This is a genomic window from Erwinia sp. S38 (genome assembly GCF_016624545.1).
In the GTDB taxonomy this organism is placed as follows: Bacteria; Pseudomonadota; Gammaproteobacteria; order Enterobacterales; family Enterobacteriaceae; genus Erwinia; species Erwinia coffeiphila.
Genome location: NZ_JACVTS010000001.1, coordinates 1 through 15,345, shown reverse-complemented (window position 1 = coordinate 15,345; position 15,345 = coordinate 1). Strand labels below are relative to the sequence as shown.

Here is a 15,345-nt window from a genome sequence, read left to right as displayed (position 1 = left end):
TCCAGCAAGAACCGAGCCAATCTAACCTGGTACAGTGAATGTTTTATGACAGCGCGCGCTGGCTGTGGACTAGACCAGCAACTCCTGCCAGGATCGTAAGCGGTATGGCAAGGCGGGTTACGCGCGATTTATGTGCAGACTCGCACTAATTTGAGGCTCTGATGTGATGAAATCATTAACTGTGGATGTCATTTGCCGGTCGCTGGCTGCGCGTATTCGCCAGGGCGACTTCGCCGACAGCGGTCGCCTGCCCGCCGAGCGCATCCTGAGCGAGCAGTTCTCCACCACCCGCATTACGCTGCGCGAGGCGCTGGGCCAGCTGGAAGCAGAAGGGATGATTTATCGCGAACTGCGCCGGGGCTGGTTTATCGCCCCACCGAGGCTGGCCTACGATCCGCTGCTGCGCAGCCACTTTCACGCCATGGCCGAGCGCCAGGGGCGCAGCGCACGGACCGAGGTGCTGGATGCGCAGACGGTGGTCGCGGAGGCCGGGCTGGCGGCACGGCTGGAGATGCAGGAGGGAGAGGAGGTTTATCGTATTCGCCGCCTGCGCCGGATTGACGGGCGTGCGGTGCTGTACGTGGAGCACTATCTGAATCCGCGTTATTTCCCGCAGCTGCTGGAGCACGATTTAACGCGTTCGCTGACCCAGCTTTATCAGGAAGAGTATGGCATTCGCTATGGCCGTGTGGGTTTCACCATGCTGCCCGCGCCGCTGCCGGACTTTGCCGCACCGGCGCTGAAAGTGGCGGCGGGCAGCCCGGCGCTGTTTATCACCCGGCTTAACCGTGACCAGCACGACCGGGTGATAGACTGCGACTGCGAATACTGGCGCTATGACGCGCTGTATATTGCCGTTGAGGTGGATTAGTCCGCGTCGTAGCCCAGATTCGGTGCCAGCCAGCGTTCCACCTCGCTGACCGACATCCCTTTACGCTTCGCGTAATCCTCAATCTGATCGCGCTGTAGCTGCGCCACGGCAAAGTATTTGCTGTCCGGGTGGCTGAAGTACCAGCCGGACACCGCCGCGCCCGGCCACATGGCGAAGGATTCGGTGAGCTTCATCCCGGTACGGGCTTCCACATCCAGCAGCTGCCAGATCGTGGCTTTTTCGGTGTGCTCCGGGCAGGCCGGGTAGCCGGGTGCCGGGCGGATGCCCTGGTAGTTCTCGCGGATCAGCTCCTCGTTGCTCAGGTTCTCGGTGGCGGCAAAGCCCCAGATTACCTTGCGCACCCGCTCATGCAGGTATTCGGCAAAGCCTTCCGCCAGGCGGTCGGCCAGCGCTTTGATCATAATCTTGTTGTAGTCGTCGTGCTGCGCGTCGTACGCCTCGGCCAGCGCATCCTCTTCCAGCCCGCCGGTGACGGCAAACGCACCAAGGTAATCGGCTTTACCGCTGGACTTCGGTGCGACGTAATCAGCCAGGCAGTAGTTCGGGAAGTCCGTTTTCTCTGTCTGCTGACGTAAGTGATGACTCACTTGCAGAATCTCGGTACGTGATTCATCCCGGTAGATTTCAACGTCATCCCCCACGCGGTTAGCCGGGAAAATCCCCACTACGCCACGCGGATTGAGCGTACCGTCTGCGCTGAGCTGGTCCAGCATGGCGTTAGCGTCGGCAAACAGGCGCTTCGCCTCTTCGCCCACCACTTCATCTTCCAGAATGCGCGGATATTTCCCCGCCAGCGACCAGGTCATAAAGAACGGCGTCCAGTCGATGTAGTTACGCAGCGTTTCGATGTTAGCACCCACTTCGCTTACGCCCAGCCGGTGCGCTGGCGGTGGGGTGTAGTTTTCCCAGTCAAACGGAAATTCATTATCGCGTGCCGCCTGCAGGCTGACCGGCGGCGTGCGCGGTTTTTTACGCGCGTGCTGGATACGCACCGTGTCGTACTCTTTCCGCGTGCGGGCGACAAAATCGTCGTACTGGGTCGCCGACAGCAGGGACGACACCACGCCAACGGTGCGAGAGGCGTTCTGCACGTAGACCGTCGGGCCGCTGTAGTTCTGCTCGATTTTCACCGCCGTATGCGCCTTCGAGGTGGTCGCTCCGCCGATCAGCAGCGGCAGGGTAAAGCCCTGGCGTTCCATCTCCTTCGCCACGTTGACCATCTCATCCAGCGAGGGCGTGATCAGCCCGGACAGGCCGATGATATCGGCGTTAACCTCGCGGGCGGTTTTCAGGATTTTGTCACTCGGCACCATCACGCCAAGATCGATAATTTCGTAGTTATTGCACTGCAGCACCACGCCAACGATGTTTTTACCGATGTCGTGCACGTCGCCCTTCACCGTGGCCAGCACGATTTTGCCGTTGCTGCTGCCCTTCTCTTTGCTGGCCTCGATATAGGGTTCCAGATAAGCCACCGCCTGCTTCATCACGCGGGCGGATTTCACCACCTGCGGCAGGAACATTTTGCCTTCGCCAAACAGATCGCCGACCACGTTCATCCCGGCCATCAGCGGGCCTTCAATCACCTCAATCGGCCGGGCCGAGAGCTGGCGAGCGGCTTCGGTATCTTCTTCAATAAACTCGGTGATGCCTTTCACCAGTGAATATTCCAGGCGCTTAGCCACTTCCCAGCCGCGCCACTCGGCCTGTTGCTTGTTGCTGTCGTCATCGGCTTTGCTGCCGCGGTATTTTTCCGCCAGCTCCAGCAGGCGTTCGGTGCCGTCGTCGCGGCGGTTCTGCACCACGTCCTCGACCGCTTCACGCAGGTCGGCGGGCAGGTCGTCATAAATCGCCAGCTGACCGGCGTTAACGATGCCCATATCCATACCGTTACGGATAGCGTGATAGAGGAATACGGCGTGAATGGCTTCGCGCACCGGGTCGTTGCCGCGGAAGGAGAACGACACGTTGGACACGCCGCCGGAGATCATCGCGTGTGGCAGTTCGCGCTTGATGTCCTCACAGGCCCCGATAAAGTCCACCGCGTAGTTATTGTGCTCTTCAATGCCGGTCGCCACGGCGAAGATATTCGGGTCAAAGATGATATCTTCCGGCGGGAAGCCGACCTCTTCGGTCAGCAGCTTGTAGGCGCGGCGACAGATTTCGATTTTGCGTGCGCGGGTATCCGCCTGGCCAACTTCATCGAAGGCCATCACCACCATCGCGGCACCGTAACGGCGCACCAGCCGGGCATGATGCAGGAACGGTTCAACACCTTCCTTCATCGAGATGGAGTTCACGATGCCTTTGCCCTGGATGCACTTCAGCCCTTTCTCGATCACCTCCCACTTTGAGGAGTCGATCATAATCGGCACGCGGGCAATATCCGGCTCGCCGGCGATCAGGTTAAGGAAACGCACCATCGCCGCTTCGGCGTCGAGCATCCCTTCATCCATATTGATGTCGATCACCTGCGCGCCGCTTTCCACCTGCTGACGGGCGACATCCAGCGCTTCGTTGTACTTCTCTTCTTTGATCAGCCGCTTAAACTTCGCCGAGCCGGTAACGTTGGTACGTTCACCGACGTTAACAAACAGCGTATCGCCGCTGATGTTCAGCGGCTCCAGCCCGGAAAGACGACAGGCCACCGGCACGGTCGGTAGCGGGCGTGGGGCCACGCCTTCGACCGCTGCCGCCATTGCAGCGATATGCTCCGGCGTGGTGCCGCAGCAGCCGCCAACGATATTCAGGAACCCGGCCCGCGCCCATTCACCGATCTGCTCCGCCATGGTTTTGGCATCCAGATCGTATTCACCAAAGGCGTTAGGCAAACCGGCGTTCGGGTGAGCGGTCACGTAGCCTTCGGCGATGCGTGACAGCTCGGCGACGTACTGGCGCAGCTCGTCCGGCCCCAGCGCGCAGTTCAGGCCGAAGGAGAGCGGCTCCGCGTGGCGCAGGGAGTTATAGAAGGCTTCCGTAGTCTGGCCGGAGAGCGTTCGGCCGGAGGCATCGGTAATGGTGCCGGAGATCATCAGCGGCAACGTCACGCCCAACGCCTCGAATTCGGTTTGTACGGCGAATATCGCCGCTTTGGCGTTCAGGGTATCGAACACCGTTTCAATCATGATGATGTCTGCACCGCCCTCCACCAGCGCGCGGGTCGATTCGCGGTAGGCTTCCACCAGCTGATCGAAGGTGACGTTACGGAAGGCCGGGTCGTTAACGTCCGGCGAAATCGAGCAGGTACGGTTAGTCGGGCCTAATACCCCGGCGACGTAACGTGGACGATCCGGCGTTTTTGCCGTCCATTCGTCGGCGCAGGCACGCGCCAGCTTTGCCGCCACGAAGTTGATTTCTGCCGACAGCGATTCCATCTGGTAATCGGCCATGGCAATGGTGGTGGAGTTAAAAGTGTTGGTTTCGAGGATATCCGCACCGGCGGCGAGATAGCCGTGATGGATCGCGCTAATCACCTCCGGTTTGGTCAGCACCAGCAGGTCGTTGTTGCCTTTCAGATCGCAGGGCCAGTCGGCAAAGCGCGTACCGCGAAAATCACCTTCTTCCAGCCGGTAGCTCTGGATCATGGTACCCATGCCGCCATCCAGCAGCATAATGCGTTTTGCCAGCTGCTGATGCAGCGCTTCAATTCTGTTGCTCACAACCCAGCCCCTTCACTCGTCACTGATGGCACCACTGCCTGCAGGTCATACTGGCACAACTTCTGTGCGGGTAACAGCGGCGGCTGATGAGACATTTTCAGCCAATCGGCAGACTGATCCGACCAGATCGCAACGCGTTGCATTATTAGCCAATAAAACGAAAATGATTTCCATATGGTGAAAAATAAAGGACTCAGATATGGCTACCCCCGTCCCGGTTAAACGCGGCAAAAAACCTCGTACTGCCAGCGCCCAGGCAGCACAACCTGCTGGCCAGGTTCAGTCGTTAACCCGCGGCCTGAAGCTGCTGGAGTTCATTGCCGAATCGCACGGCAGCGTGGCGCTGACCGAACTGGCCCAGCAGGCGGGGCTGCCGAACTCCACCACGCACCGATTACTGACCACCATGCAGCAGCAGGGATTTGTGCGCCAGGTGGGTGATTTAGGCCTGTGGACCATCGGCGCGCACGCGTTTGTGGTGGGCAGCAGCTTCCTGCAAAGCCGCAACCTGCTGGCGCTGGTGCATCCGATGCTGCGCAGGCTGATGGAGGAGTCCGGTGAAACGGTCAACCTGGCGGTGCTGGATCTCAGCGATCATCAGGCGGTGATTATCGATCAGGTCCAGTGTACCCAGCTGATGCGCATGTCGGCCCCGATCGGCGGCAAGCTGCCGATGCACGCTTCCGGCGCAGGCAAGGCGTTCCTCGCCAACCTCAATGAGAAGCAGGTGACCGAACTGCTGCATCGCCAGGGGCTGCATCACTACACGCCAAAAACGCTGATGTCGCCGCAGAGCCTGAAGGATAACCTGGCGCAGACGCGTAAAGCGGGCTATTCCTTTGATGATGAAGAGCATGCGCTGGGATTACGTTGCGTTGCCGCCTGTATTTACGACGAGCATCGCGAACCGTTTGCCGCGCTGTCGATCTCCGGCCCGATTTCCCGTATCACCGACGATCGCGTCACCGAGATCGGCGCCATGGTGATCAAAGCGGCAAAAGAGATCACCCGCGAATACGGCGGCAGTCACTGACCGCGCGCCAGACCGTCTATTGATTATTTCAACACCGAGGTTTTTTACATGGATAAGGATGTTCACCAGCCACTCATTTGTATGGACAAACTGCGACAGATACGGGTTTTCGCCCGCTCTTTGTCCTCTTCAGACAGCCGGAGGACGCTGAGCAATGCCTGAATCACGCTTATCCCTCGATCGCCGCCTGGTCAGTTCACTGCTGGTCACCGTCTGCCGCTTACTCACCGGCATCCGCTCCCGCTGGCACAGCGAACCGGAGCCGGAAAAAACCCGCATCTACTATGCCAACCACAGCAGCCACCTCGACGGCCTGGTGATCTGGGCCAGCCTGCCACCGCAGATGCGCACGCGGGTTCACCCGGTAGCGGCGGCGGATTACTGGCTGGGCTCCCGCCTGCGGCGCTATCTGGCGCTGCGAATTTTCGGCGCGGTGCTGGTTGAGCGCCGCCCTGCCGGGGAGCGGGAAGCGAAATCGGCAGAGGGTGCGATGCTGCCCATACCGGATTGTGAGGCAGGCAGCCCTTCAACAAACAAAGACGTGCTGCTGCCGCTAAAGCAGGCGCTGGACGGCCAGCACTCGCTGATCCTGTTTCCCGAAGGCACGCGCGGCAGCGGCGAGCAGCTCAACAGCTTTAAGAGCGGTCTTTACCATCTATCCAAAGCCTTTCCGCAGGTTGAACTGGTGCCGGTGTGGCTGGATAACCTGAACCGGGTGCTGCCAAAAGGCTCGCGGCTGGTGGTGCCGATTATCTGTAGCGCCACCTTCGGTACGCCGCTGCCTGGCGTGACAGAAGGTGAAGATAAACAGGCTTTTCTGGCAAGGACCAAAGCCGCACTGGAGGCGATCGCACCATGAAAATCTGGGATTCTGAACTGAGCTGGCTGCTGTGCGGCCTGTTTGGCCTGCTGGTGGTGGCCAGCATTATTGGCGGCGTGCTGGCGAAGTTTAAGCAGAATGACACCATCGCCAATCTTAACGCGCGTATTCGCGCCTGGTGGGTGATGTGCATCATCTCCGTGCTGGCGATGACGCTTGGCCCTATCGGGTCGACGGTGCTGTTTATGCTGATGTCGTTCTATGCGCTGCGGGAGTGTGTCACCCTGCTGCCGACGCGCCGCAGCGATCATGAGGCGCTGTTCTGGTGCTTCTTTATCATCCTGCCGTTGCAGTATCTGCTGGTCGGTATCGAATGGTACGGCGTGTTCGTTATCCTGATCCCGGTTTATGCCTGGCTGTTTATTCCGGCCCGGCTGGCGCTGGCGGGGGATACCAGCCACTTCCTGGAGCGCGCGGCCAAAATTCAGTGGAGCATGATGATTGCCGTTTACTGCATCAGCCACGCTCCGGCCCTGCTGATGCTGCAGATCCCCGGCTATGAGCAGCAGAATATCAAGCTGCTGCTGTTCCTGATGATTGTGGTGCAGATTTCCGACGTGCTGCAGTATGTGTTCGGCAAGCTGTGGGGCAAGCGCCCGATTGTGCCGAAGCTCAGCCCGAATAAAACGGTCGAAGGCTTTGTGGGCGGCATCCTCAGCGCCAGTCTGGTCGGTATGGGGCTGTGGTGGATAACGCCCTTCGCGCCGTGGCAGGCGTTTCTGATTTCGCTGCTGATCACCCTGCTGGGCTTCCTGGGCGGCCTGTGCATGTCGGCGATCAAGCGCGATCGCGGGGTGAAAGATTTCGGCGCGATGCTGGAGGGACACGGCGGCATGATGGATCGCATTGATTCACTCTGCTTCGCCGCGCCGGTATTTTTCCACGTGGTGCGCTACTTCTACACCTGATTTTCAACTTGCCTGTCCGAGCAGGCCGTCGCCGTAGCGCTGACAAAAGCGCTGCCGGCGGCGGTAGGCAAAGACATCTTCAATATGCCCGTTGCGTATCCGCTGCTGTAACCCGCGCCAAAAATCGGCGCGGAACAGTTCCGCGTGCATATCGTCAAACAATCGCGCTATCTTCGGGTCCGCGCAGAGGTAGTGGCGGAACTCCTCCGGGAAGACATCTTCCGGCGACACGCTGTACCACGGCTCGTGGCTCAGCTCGTCTTCCGGGTAGCGCGGCGGCGGGATGTCGCGGAAGTTCACTTCGGTCATATAGCTGATTTCATCGTAGTCGTAGAACACCACGCGCCCGTGGCGGGTAACACCGAAGTTTTTATACAGCATATCGCCGGGGAAAATATTGGCCGCCGCCAGCTGTTTTACCGCGTTGCCGTACTCTTCTATCGCATCGTGCCGCTGCTGGTCATCCGCCTGCTCCAGCCACAGGTTGAGTGGCGTCATGCGGCGTTCCATATACAAATGGCCGATGATGAGCATCTCCCCCTGCTGCTGCAGTTTTTCCGGCACCTCGCGCCACAGGGCGGCCAGCAGATCCGGGCTGAGCCTTGCCTGCTCGATGGCGAAGTTTTCAAACTCCTGGGTGTCGGCCATGCGGCCCACGCGATCGTGCTCTTTGACCAGCTGGTAGCACTGGCGCACCCGCTGCGGCGTAACGTCTTTCTGCGGCGCAAAGGTGTCTTTAATGACCTTAAACACCCGGTCAAATCCCGGTAACGTAAACACCAGCATCACCAGGCCCGGCACGCCGGGGGCGATAACAAACTGCTCGCGGGTGGCGGACATGTAGTTGAGGTATTCCCGATAGCTTTCCGTTTTGCCGTGTTTCTGGCAGCCAATCGCCATATACAGCTCGGCGGTGGTTTTCCCCGGCAGGATCTCCCGCAGCCACTCCACCAGCGCGGCGGGCAGCGGCGCATACACCATGAAATAGGAGCGGGCAAAGCCAAAGACGATACTGGCTTCGCGGTTGCGGGTCAGGCAGGTGTCAATAAACAGCTCGCCCGCGTCGCTGCGGTGAATCGGCAAAAGGAATGCGCAAACCCCTGACGGCATGCGCAGTTTGGCCACCAGCCACGCCGCTTTATTGCGGTAAAACAGCTCGTTGGCGACCTGTAACGTTGCCTGCTGTAGATCGCTTTCGCTGAAGTTTTCCCGCAGGTGGCTGATGATAAAAGTGATATCCCTTGCCAGATCCTGCCATGGCAGACGCAGCGGAAGATCGTGCAGCAGACGGTTGAGAAGCGGCTGCCAGCCCGCCGAGGCGCTGAACTCCCGCGCCAGCGGCCGCGGGATCGTACGAAAACGCCGCTCCGGCTGGGAGCTGAAAATAAACAGCCGTTCCGGCGTCAGCGCCTGATGGCTGAACAAACGACAGTAAACGGAGTTGAAAAAGCTTTCGGCAATTTCAAAGCGCGGATAGTCCGGCAGCAGGCCGGTGTAGATGCTTTTTACCTGCTGCAGAACATCACGGTCTTCCGACTGCGAGCCGGTAATACAGCGCAGCTGTTCAACGACCAGCCCGACGTGGTGATCGTAAAGATGGATACGCGCTTTCATCGCCTGCTGTACCGCCTGCCAGTCAGCCTGTTCGAAGCGCTGCTGGGCACCGGCGGTAATTTCCAAGAAGCGACCATACTGCGCATCGAACCCCTGCAGGATAGTCTGGGCTATCAGCGTTTCCCTCTCTGACATCGTGCACCTCATCAACCGGCTAAACATGTGTGGCGGGCCGGATAGCCCGCCCGTTTATCAGAACTGATCTTCTTCGGTCGAACCGGTCAGTGCGGTGACGGAAGAGCTGCCGCCCTGAATAATGGTGGTCACACGGTCAAAGTAGCCGGTCCCGACTTCCTGCTGGTGGGAAGAGAAGGTGTAGCCCTTGTCGATGGCGGCAAATTCCGGCTGCTGCACTTTTTCCACGTAGTGACGCATCCCCTCGCCCTGCGCGTAGGCCTGTGCGAGGTCAAACATGTTGAACCACATGCTGTGAATGCCCGCCAGAGTGATGAACTGGTATTTGTAGCCCATGTCCGACAGCGCCTGCTGGAACTGAGCGATGGTGCGATCATCAAGATTCTTCTTCCAGTTAAACGACGGCGAGCAGTTGTAGGCCAACAGCTTGCCCGGGAAACGGGCGTGAATCGCTTCGGCGAAACGTCGCGCCTGGTCGAGATCCGGCTTTGAGGTTTCGCACCACACCATATCGGCATACGGCGCATAGGCCAGCCCACGGCTAATCGCCTGTTCGATCCCGGCACGAGTGCGGTAGAAGCCTTCCTGGGTACGTTCGCCGGTGACGAATTCACGGTCGTATTCGTCACAGTCAGAGGTGATCAGGTCGGCAGCATCGGCATCGGTGCGGGCGATCAGCACCGTTGGCACGCCCATCACATCCGCAGCCAGCCGCGCAGCAACCAGCTTCTGCACCGCTTCCTGGGTTGGCACCAGCACCTTACCGCCCATATGGCCGCACTTCTTCACCGAGGCCAGCTGGTCTTCGAAGTGGACCCCGGCCGCACCGGCCTGAATCATTGATTTCATCAGCTCAAAGGCGTTCAGCACACCGCCAAAACCGGCTTCCGCATCGGCCACGATCGGCAGGAAATAATCCACGTAGCGCGGATCGCCCGGATCGATGTCATTGGCCCACTGGATCTGATCCGCACGCTGGAAGCTGTTGTTAATACGCTCCACCACCGACGGTACAGAGTTCACCGGATAGAGTGACTGGTCCGGATACATGCTGGAGGCCAGGTTCGCGTCGGCGGCCACCTGCCAGCCGGAGAGGTAAATCGCCTCGATGCCGGCTTTCGCCTGTTGCAGAGCCTGGCCGCCGGTCAGCGCGCCGAGGCTGTTAACGTAGCCTTTTTTCGCGCCGCCGTTGAGCAGCGCCCACAGTTTTTCAGCGCCGTTTTGCGCCAGCGTACAGGCCGGATTCACCGAGCCGCGCAGTTTCACCACTTCTTCCGCGCTGTAAGGGCGGGTAATGCCTTCCCAACGTGCATCGCGTCGGGATTGTTCGATTTGTTGGATCTGTTGGGTACGTGAGGTCATGGCAATGTTCCTTGTCAGGTTCAGGGAAGTAAGCGGTAGCCGGGTAAGGTCAGGAATTCAACCAGTTCGGATTCGGTCGTGATGCGCTCCATTAATGCGGCGGCCTCTTCAAAGCGGCCCTGCTCGAAGCGCTGGCCGCCGAGCTCTTCGCGGATAACCAGCATCTCTTCGGTCAGCATTTTGCGGAACAGTGCTTCGGTCACGGCTTCACCGCTTTGCAGGGTTTTGCCGTGGCGTATCCACTGCCAGATGGAGGTGCGGGAAATTTCTGCCGTAGCGGCATCTTCCATCAACCCGTAGATTGGTACGCAGCCGTTGCCGTTAATCCAGGCCTCGATGTACTGCACCGCCACGCGAATATTGGCGCGCATTCCTTCTTCGGTGCGCTCGCCGTTACACGGGGCCAGCAGCTGTTCGGCGGTGATAGCCGTGTCCTGTTCACGCGTTACGTGTAGCTGATTCAGCTCGTCGCCCAGCGTCTGGTTAAAGACCGCCATCACCGTATCCGCCAGGCCGGGATGGGCGATCCAGGTGCCGTCGTGGCCGTTGCTGGCTTCGCGCTGTTTGTCCGCTTTCACCTTGTTCAGTACCCACTCGTTCCGTTCCGCATCTTTGCTCGGAATAAAGGCCGCCATGCCCCCCATGGCAAATGCGCCACGGCGGTGACAGGTTTTGACCAGCAGCCGTGAATAGGCATCCAGGAAGCCCTGATCCATGGTGACCGACTGCCGATCGGGCAGCACGCGGTCAGGATGATTTTTCAGCGTTTTGATGTAGCTGAAGATGTAATCCCAGCGCCCGCAGTTCAGACCTACGATGTGATCGCGCAGGCTCCAGAGGATCTCATCCATCTGAAATACCGCCGGCAAGGTTTCGATCAGCAGAGTCGCCTTAATGGTGCCGCGCGGCAGATCGAAACGATCTTCGGCATAGCTGAATACCTCACTCCACCAGGCGGCTTCCTGATACGTCTGCGTTTTCGGCAGGTAAAAATAGGGGCCGCTGCCTTTCGCCAGCAGAGCCTCGACGTTGTGGAAGAAGTAGAGGGCGAAGTCAAACAGGCTGCCCGGGATCGGCTCTCCCCGCCAGGTAACGTGTTTTTCCGGCAGGTGCAGGCCACGCACGCGGCAGATCAGCACCGCCGGGTTCGGCTTCAGCTGGTAGATCTTCCCCGCTTCATTGCTGTAGCTGATGGTGCCGTTAACCGCATCGCGCAGGTTGACCTGCCCGGCGATCACTTTGTCCCAGCTCGGCGCCAGCGAATCTTCAAAGTCGGCCATAAACACGTTGACGTTGGCATTCAGGGCATTGATCACCATCTTGCGCTCGACGGGGCCAGTAATTTCCACCCGGCGGTTCTGTAAGTCCCGCGGGATACCACGAATTTGCCAGTCATCATTTTTAATGGAAGTTGTTTCCGAAATAAAATCAGGCAGCTCACCGGCATCGATTTTACGCTGAGTTTTCGCGCGTTCCGCCAGCAGCGCATTGCGCTTTGGCGTGAAGCGCGTCACCAGTTCGGTAAGGAAATCGACCGCGGCATCCGTAAGAATTTCGCGTTCCTGCTGGCCAGGCTGGCGCTGGAAGGTGAGTTCCGCGCTGATTAGCTGTTGTGTCATACCCCTGCTCCTGTCAGTTTCGTCCGCCTGGCGTGACGATCGTTAAGTGGACAATCTTTAACCCGCAGGATCAAAATATAAACAGTTAATTTTCAAAATCAAAAACTATTTCCATTTTAATTACAAAATGAATTCAATTAATTGATTTATATGACAATAAAAATACTTAAAGATAAGAAGGTGTTTTCATCATGATTTTTAGGTGTGATAGCAGGGATCGATTCAGCAGATCGCAACTGGAGAGATTGGATTAAAGTTGGGGGAGTGGCATAGAAATGAGGGTGGAGATCCACCCGATCGCAGGAGTCAGCTTAGCGTAGAGACGTGAGATCGGGTGAGGTAAAACTAGTCCAGCGTTGGGTTCATATGGCGCAGATCGAATGGTGTGATCTGGTAGACATAGTAGTTTAACCAGTTTGAAAACAGCAGGTTGCCGTGACTTCTCCAGCTCGCGCTGGGTGGAAGCTCGGGGTTGTCCTGCGGGAAGTAATTGTAGGGGATTTCAGGATTTAATCCCGCGTCGTAGTCGCGGTGATATTCACCCGAGAGCGTCAGCGCATCATATTCCGGGTGCCCGGTTACGAAGGCCAGACGCTTATCCTTACTGGCAAACAAATAAGCGCCGGTTTTTTCAGATTCGGCAAAGATTTCCAGATCGGTGTAATCACGCAGGATCTGCGCCGGGAAATCGGCATAGCGTGAGTGAGGCGCCAGGAAAGTATCGTCAAAACCTCGCGTCAGCAGCGCATGCGGATGCAGGATCTGATGCTCGAATACGCCGGATAATTTGTTTTCCCGCGTCTGCTTCGGAATGCCGTAGAGGATGTTTAACGCGGCCTGTACCGCCCAACAGACGAACAGCGTGGAGGTCACGTGCTCCCGCGCCCAGTGCAGGACCTGCTGGATCTGCGGCCAGTAGGCAACATCGCAAAAATCGACCAGTCCGAGCGGTGCACCGGTGACGATCAGCCCATCATAGTTATCGTGTTTAATATCTTCGAAATTGCAGTAGAAGTTATTCAGGTGCTCGCTGGGCGTGTTGCGGGACTCACGGCTGTCGATGCGCAGCAGCTGAATATCAATCTGTAGCGGCGAGTTGGAAAGCAGACGCAAAAACTGATTTTCAGTTTCGATCTTCTTCGGCATCAAATTTAGTACCAGCACCTTCAAGGGACGGATCATCTGAGTGCTGGCACGAGTTGACGTCATAACAAAGACGTTCTCATTGCGCAGAAAACTCACGGCTGGTAATTCATCAGGTACCCTGATCGGCATGGTCAACTTCCTCACTACATACGTTTATACGTTTAGACATCCAGATGCCTGAAGATAGCGTGATGCATAACAAAAGTCGAGTTGTTCATATGATAGTTGAAAATGTTTCAGGGTGAGGAGCAGCCAGCGGATACCGTTGCGTATTATCACGACAATGTGCGATCAAAGCTGGCTGGAGGGAAAACTCAGAAGTCGTAGCTCAGGCGTACAAAGTTCACATCGCCCTGCCTGTCAGTGCTGGAGGTAAACATATGCTCATAGTCAACGCTGAAACCCCAGGCAAAGGCCAGCAGGAGACCTAACCCGTTGTCGATGCGCTTATAGTTCCTGCCGCTGACGTATTCCAGTCGGTCACCCATGAAGAACGGCTGCACGGTTTTCAGCCCTGCGCGATCGAGATGAAAGCTGTAGCCAGCATAGTATTCAATACCCCATGCGCTACCGACAAAGTAGTTATCCGTGCGGCTGGATTCTGTTTGCAGGAAGTTTTTATACCAGCCACCGCCCGCGGCGAAGGTCCAGTTATCGGGTACCCAGCTCAGGGCTGCACCCACAATATGTTGATTATAGGTTTTATCATCGCCAGTCCCGGGATGCTTGATGGTTGCACGCGTTTCATTCCACGCCATGCCAAGGCTGAGATCGTCGTCGATATGGTAGTCCAATCCCAGCGATCCGCCGCCTTTTCGTCGGTAACGCGTACCATCGCCTACCAGGTATTCACTGTCCGGAAATAGCCAGCCAGCGTACAGATCGACGCTGCCGTAACTGTTTCTAAACTTCAGCTGCTTACGCGGACGGTATGAACCATCATAGGCGCCGTTGATGCCGACTCCTGGCGCCTGAGCAAGCATATCGTCGTCCCACAGGTCGGTTTTTGCCGCGACAACATCATAGTAGACGCTGGTTTGCTGGCCGATGGTTAACTCACCCATATCATCAGCTTTCAGCCCGGTAAAGAGCATGCGCCTGGTAGTAAAGGCACTGCCCTCCTCGTAATGGTTTTTCCAGTCGAACAGCGCGGGCATATTCAGGCCAAACTCATAGTAGGTGTACCAACTTACGCCATCGCGCAGATAGTAGTCCGCGGCAAAGCCAAAACGGGTTTGATTATCACCATCATCGAAACCATTACGCTTATAGGAACCTTTATCACTGCTGCCCATCACGTCATTGAACTGGGGTCGGATACTGCCATTTACGGAGAAATCGAGCCTGCTCAGCCAGTCCGGGTTGTCTCTGTTCTGCTGTAAAAGGGTAATTTCCGCGTAAAGCTCGGTACTCCAACAGGTGAATATCAACAGGATGGCGTGGATGGCATATCTTTTTTTGGATGCGATCATCTGTTCCTCAATTTCCTTTTGAGGTTGATTGTTATAAACAGTCTATTTTGAGTGAAAAGAGTGGGAATACTGGGGATCTTTTGTGCGTAGGCCGGCCTGGCAGCATGTTCTGTTACCAGAACGCGCCGGTAACACGCTGATTTCCGTTCGTGGGGGATTTCGTCAGGGGAGTATTGATAATGCGTAAACGCAAAAAGGCCATCCGTAAGGATGGCCTTTTTGCTTTGTTTGATGCCTGGCAGTTCCCTACTCTCGCATGGGGAGGCCCCACACTACCATCGGCGCTACGGCGTTTCACTTCTGAGTTCGGCATGGGGTCAGGTGGGACCACCGCGCTAAAGCCGCCAGGCAAATTCTGTTATTTACGCCGCCCTCGCAGGCCACGTAAATCAATCCGTATGAACAAGCTGAAATCTTGGTTTATGTCTCTCAGACACCCACCAGAACGCTTCTGGTGTTGTAAGGTTAAGCCTCACGGGTCATTAGTACCGGTTAGCTCAACGCATCGCTGCGCTTACACACCCGGCCTATCAACGTCGTAGTCTTCAACGTCCCTTCAGGAGACTCAGGGTCTCAGGGAGAACTCATCTCGAGGCAAGTTTCGCGCTTAGATGCTTTCAGCGCT

The 15,345-nt window shown here is 57.4% G+C and carries 10 protein-coding genes and 2 rRNA genes; 4 read left to right on the top strand and 8 right to left on the bottom strand.

The window, feature by feature from the left end; genetic code table 11:
* Positions 1-166: 166 nt before the first annotated feature.
* Positions 167-871 carry a UTRA domain-containing protein gene (locus IBT46_RS00060; protein ID WP_200543014.1) on the top strand — a complete coding sequence of 235 codons (705 nt, stop codon included), beginning with the start codon at positions 167-169 and terminating at the stop codon, positions 869-871.
* Here the strand turns inward: IBT46_RS00060 and metH are convergent.
* Positions 868-4,551, bottom strand: coding sequence for a methionine synthase (gene metH, locus IBT46_RS00055; RefSeq protein WP_200543013.1), 3,684 nt, complete (start codon positions 4,549-4,551; stop codon positions 868-870). The genes IBT46_RS00060 and metH overlap by 4 nt on opposite strands.
* Positions 4,552-4,750: 199 nt before the next feature.
* On the opposite strand from metH, the gene iclR reads away from it, so the two are divergent.
* From iclR to IBT46_RS00040, 3 genes are all read left to right on the top strand, one after another.
* A complete protein-coding gene (gene iclR, locus IBT46_RS00050; protein WP_105595781.1) occupies positions 4,751-5,584 on the top strand; it encodes a glyoxylate bypass operon transcriptional repressor IclR in 834 nt (277 codons plus the stop codon).
* 154 nt (positions 5,585-5,738) lie between these two features.
* Positions 5,739-6,443 (top strand): 1-acyl-sn-glycerol-3-phosphate acyltransferase, encoded by a 705-nt coding sequence (locus tag IBT46_RS00045; protein WP_200543012.1) that lies wholly within the window; start codon positions 5,739-5,741, stop codon positions 6,441-6,443.
* Positions 6,440-7,372, top strand: a complete 933-nt coding sequence (locus tag IBT46_RS00040) for a phosphatidate cytidylyltransferase (RefSeq protein WP_105595779.1) — start codon at positions 6,440-6,442, stop codon at positions 7,370-7,372. Before IBT46_RS00045 ends, IBT46_RS00040 begins: the two co-directional genes overlap by 4 nt.
* Positions 7,373-7,375: 3 nt before the next feature.
* On the opposite strand, the gene aceK is transcribed toward IBT46_RS00040, so the two are convergent.
* The 7 genes from aceK to IBT46_RS00005 all read right to left on the bottom strand — a co-directional run.
* Positions 7,376-9,121: a bifunctional isocitrate dehydrogenase kinase/phosphatase gene (gene aceK, locus IBT46_RS00035; RefSeq protein WP_200543011.1), complete on the bottom strand. Its 1,746-nt coding sequence runs from the start codon at positions 9,119-9,121 to the stop codon at positions 7,376-7,378.
* Between the two features lie 57 nt (positions 9,122-9,178).
* Positions 9,179-10,483, bottom strand: coding sequence for an isocitrate lyase (gene aceA / locus IBT46_RS00030; protein WP_200543010.1), 1,305 nt, complete (start codon positions 10,481-10,483; stop codon positions 9,179-9,181).
* A gap of 20 nt (positions 10,484-10,503) precedes the next feature.
* Complete coding sequence (aceB, locus tag IBT46_RS00025) at positions 10,504-12,102, bottom strand: malate synthase A (RefSeq protein WP_200543009.1); 1,599 nt, start codon at positions 12,100-12,102, stop codon at positions 10,504-10,506.
* 345 nt (positions 12,103-12,447) lie between these two features.
* Positions 12,448-13,377 carry a homoserine O-succinyltransferase gene (gene metA, locus IBT46_RS00020; RefSeq protein ID WP_105595775.1) on the bottom strand — a complete coding sequence of 310 codons (930 nt, stop codon included), beginning with the start codon at positions 13,375-13,377 and terminating at the stop codon, positions 12,448-12,450.
* A 185-nt stretch (positions 13,378-13,562) separates the two neighbouring features.
* Entirely contained in the window at positions 13,563-14,720 is a 1,158-nt protein-coding gene (locus IBT46_RS00015; protein ID WP_200543008.1) for a porin, read from the bottom strand.
* Positions 14,721-14,953: 233 nt separating this feature from the next.
* Positions 14,954-15,069 (bottom strand): 5S ribosomal RNA (rrf, locus tag IBT46_RS00010).
* A gap of 112 nt (positions 15,070-15,181) precedes the next feature.
* Positions 15,182-15,345: ribosomal RNA gene (locus tag IBT46_RS00005) — 23S ribosomal RNA — on the bottom strand; the annotation flags it as partial.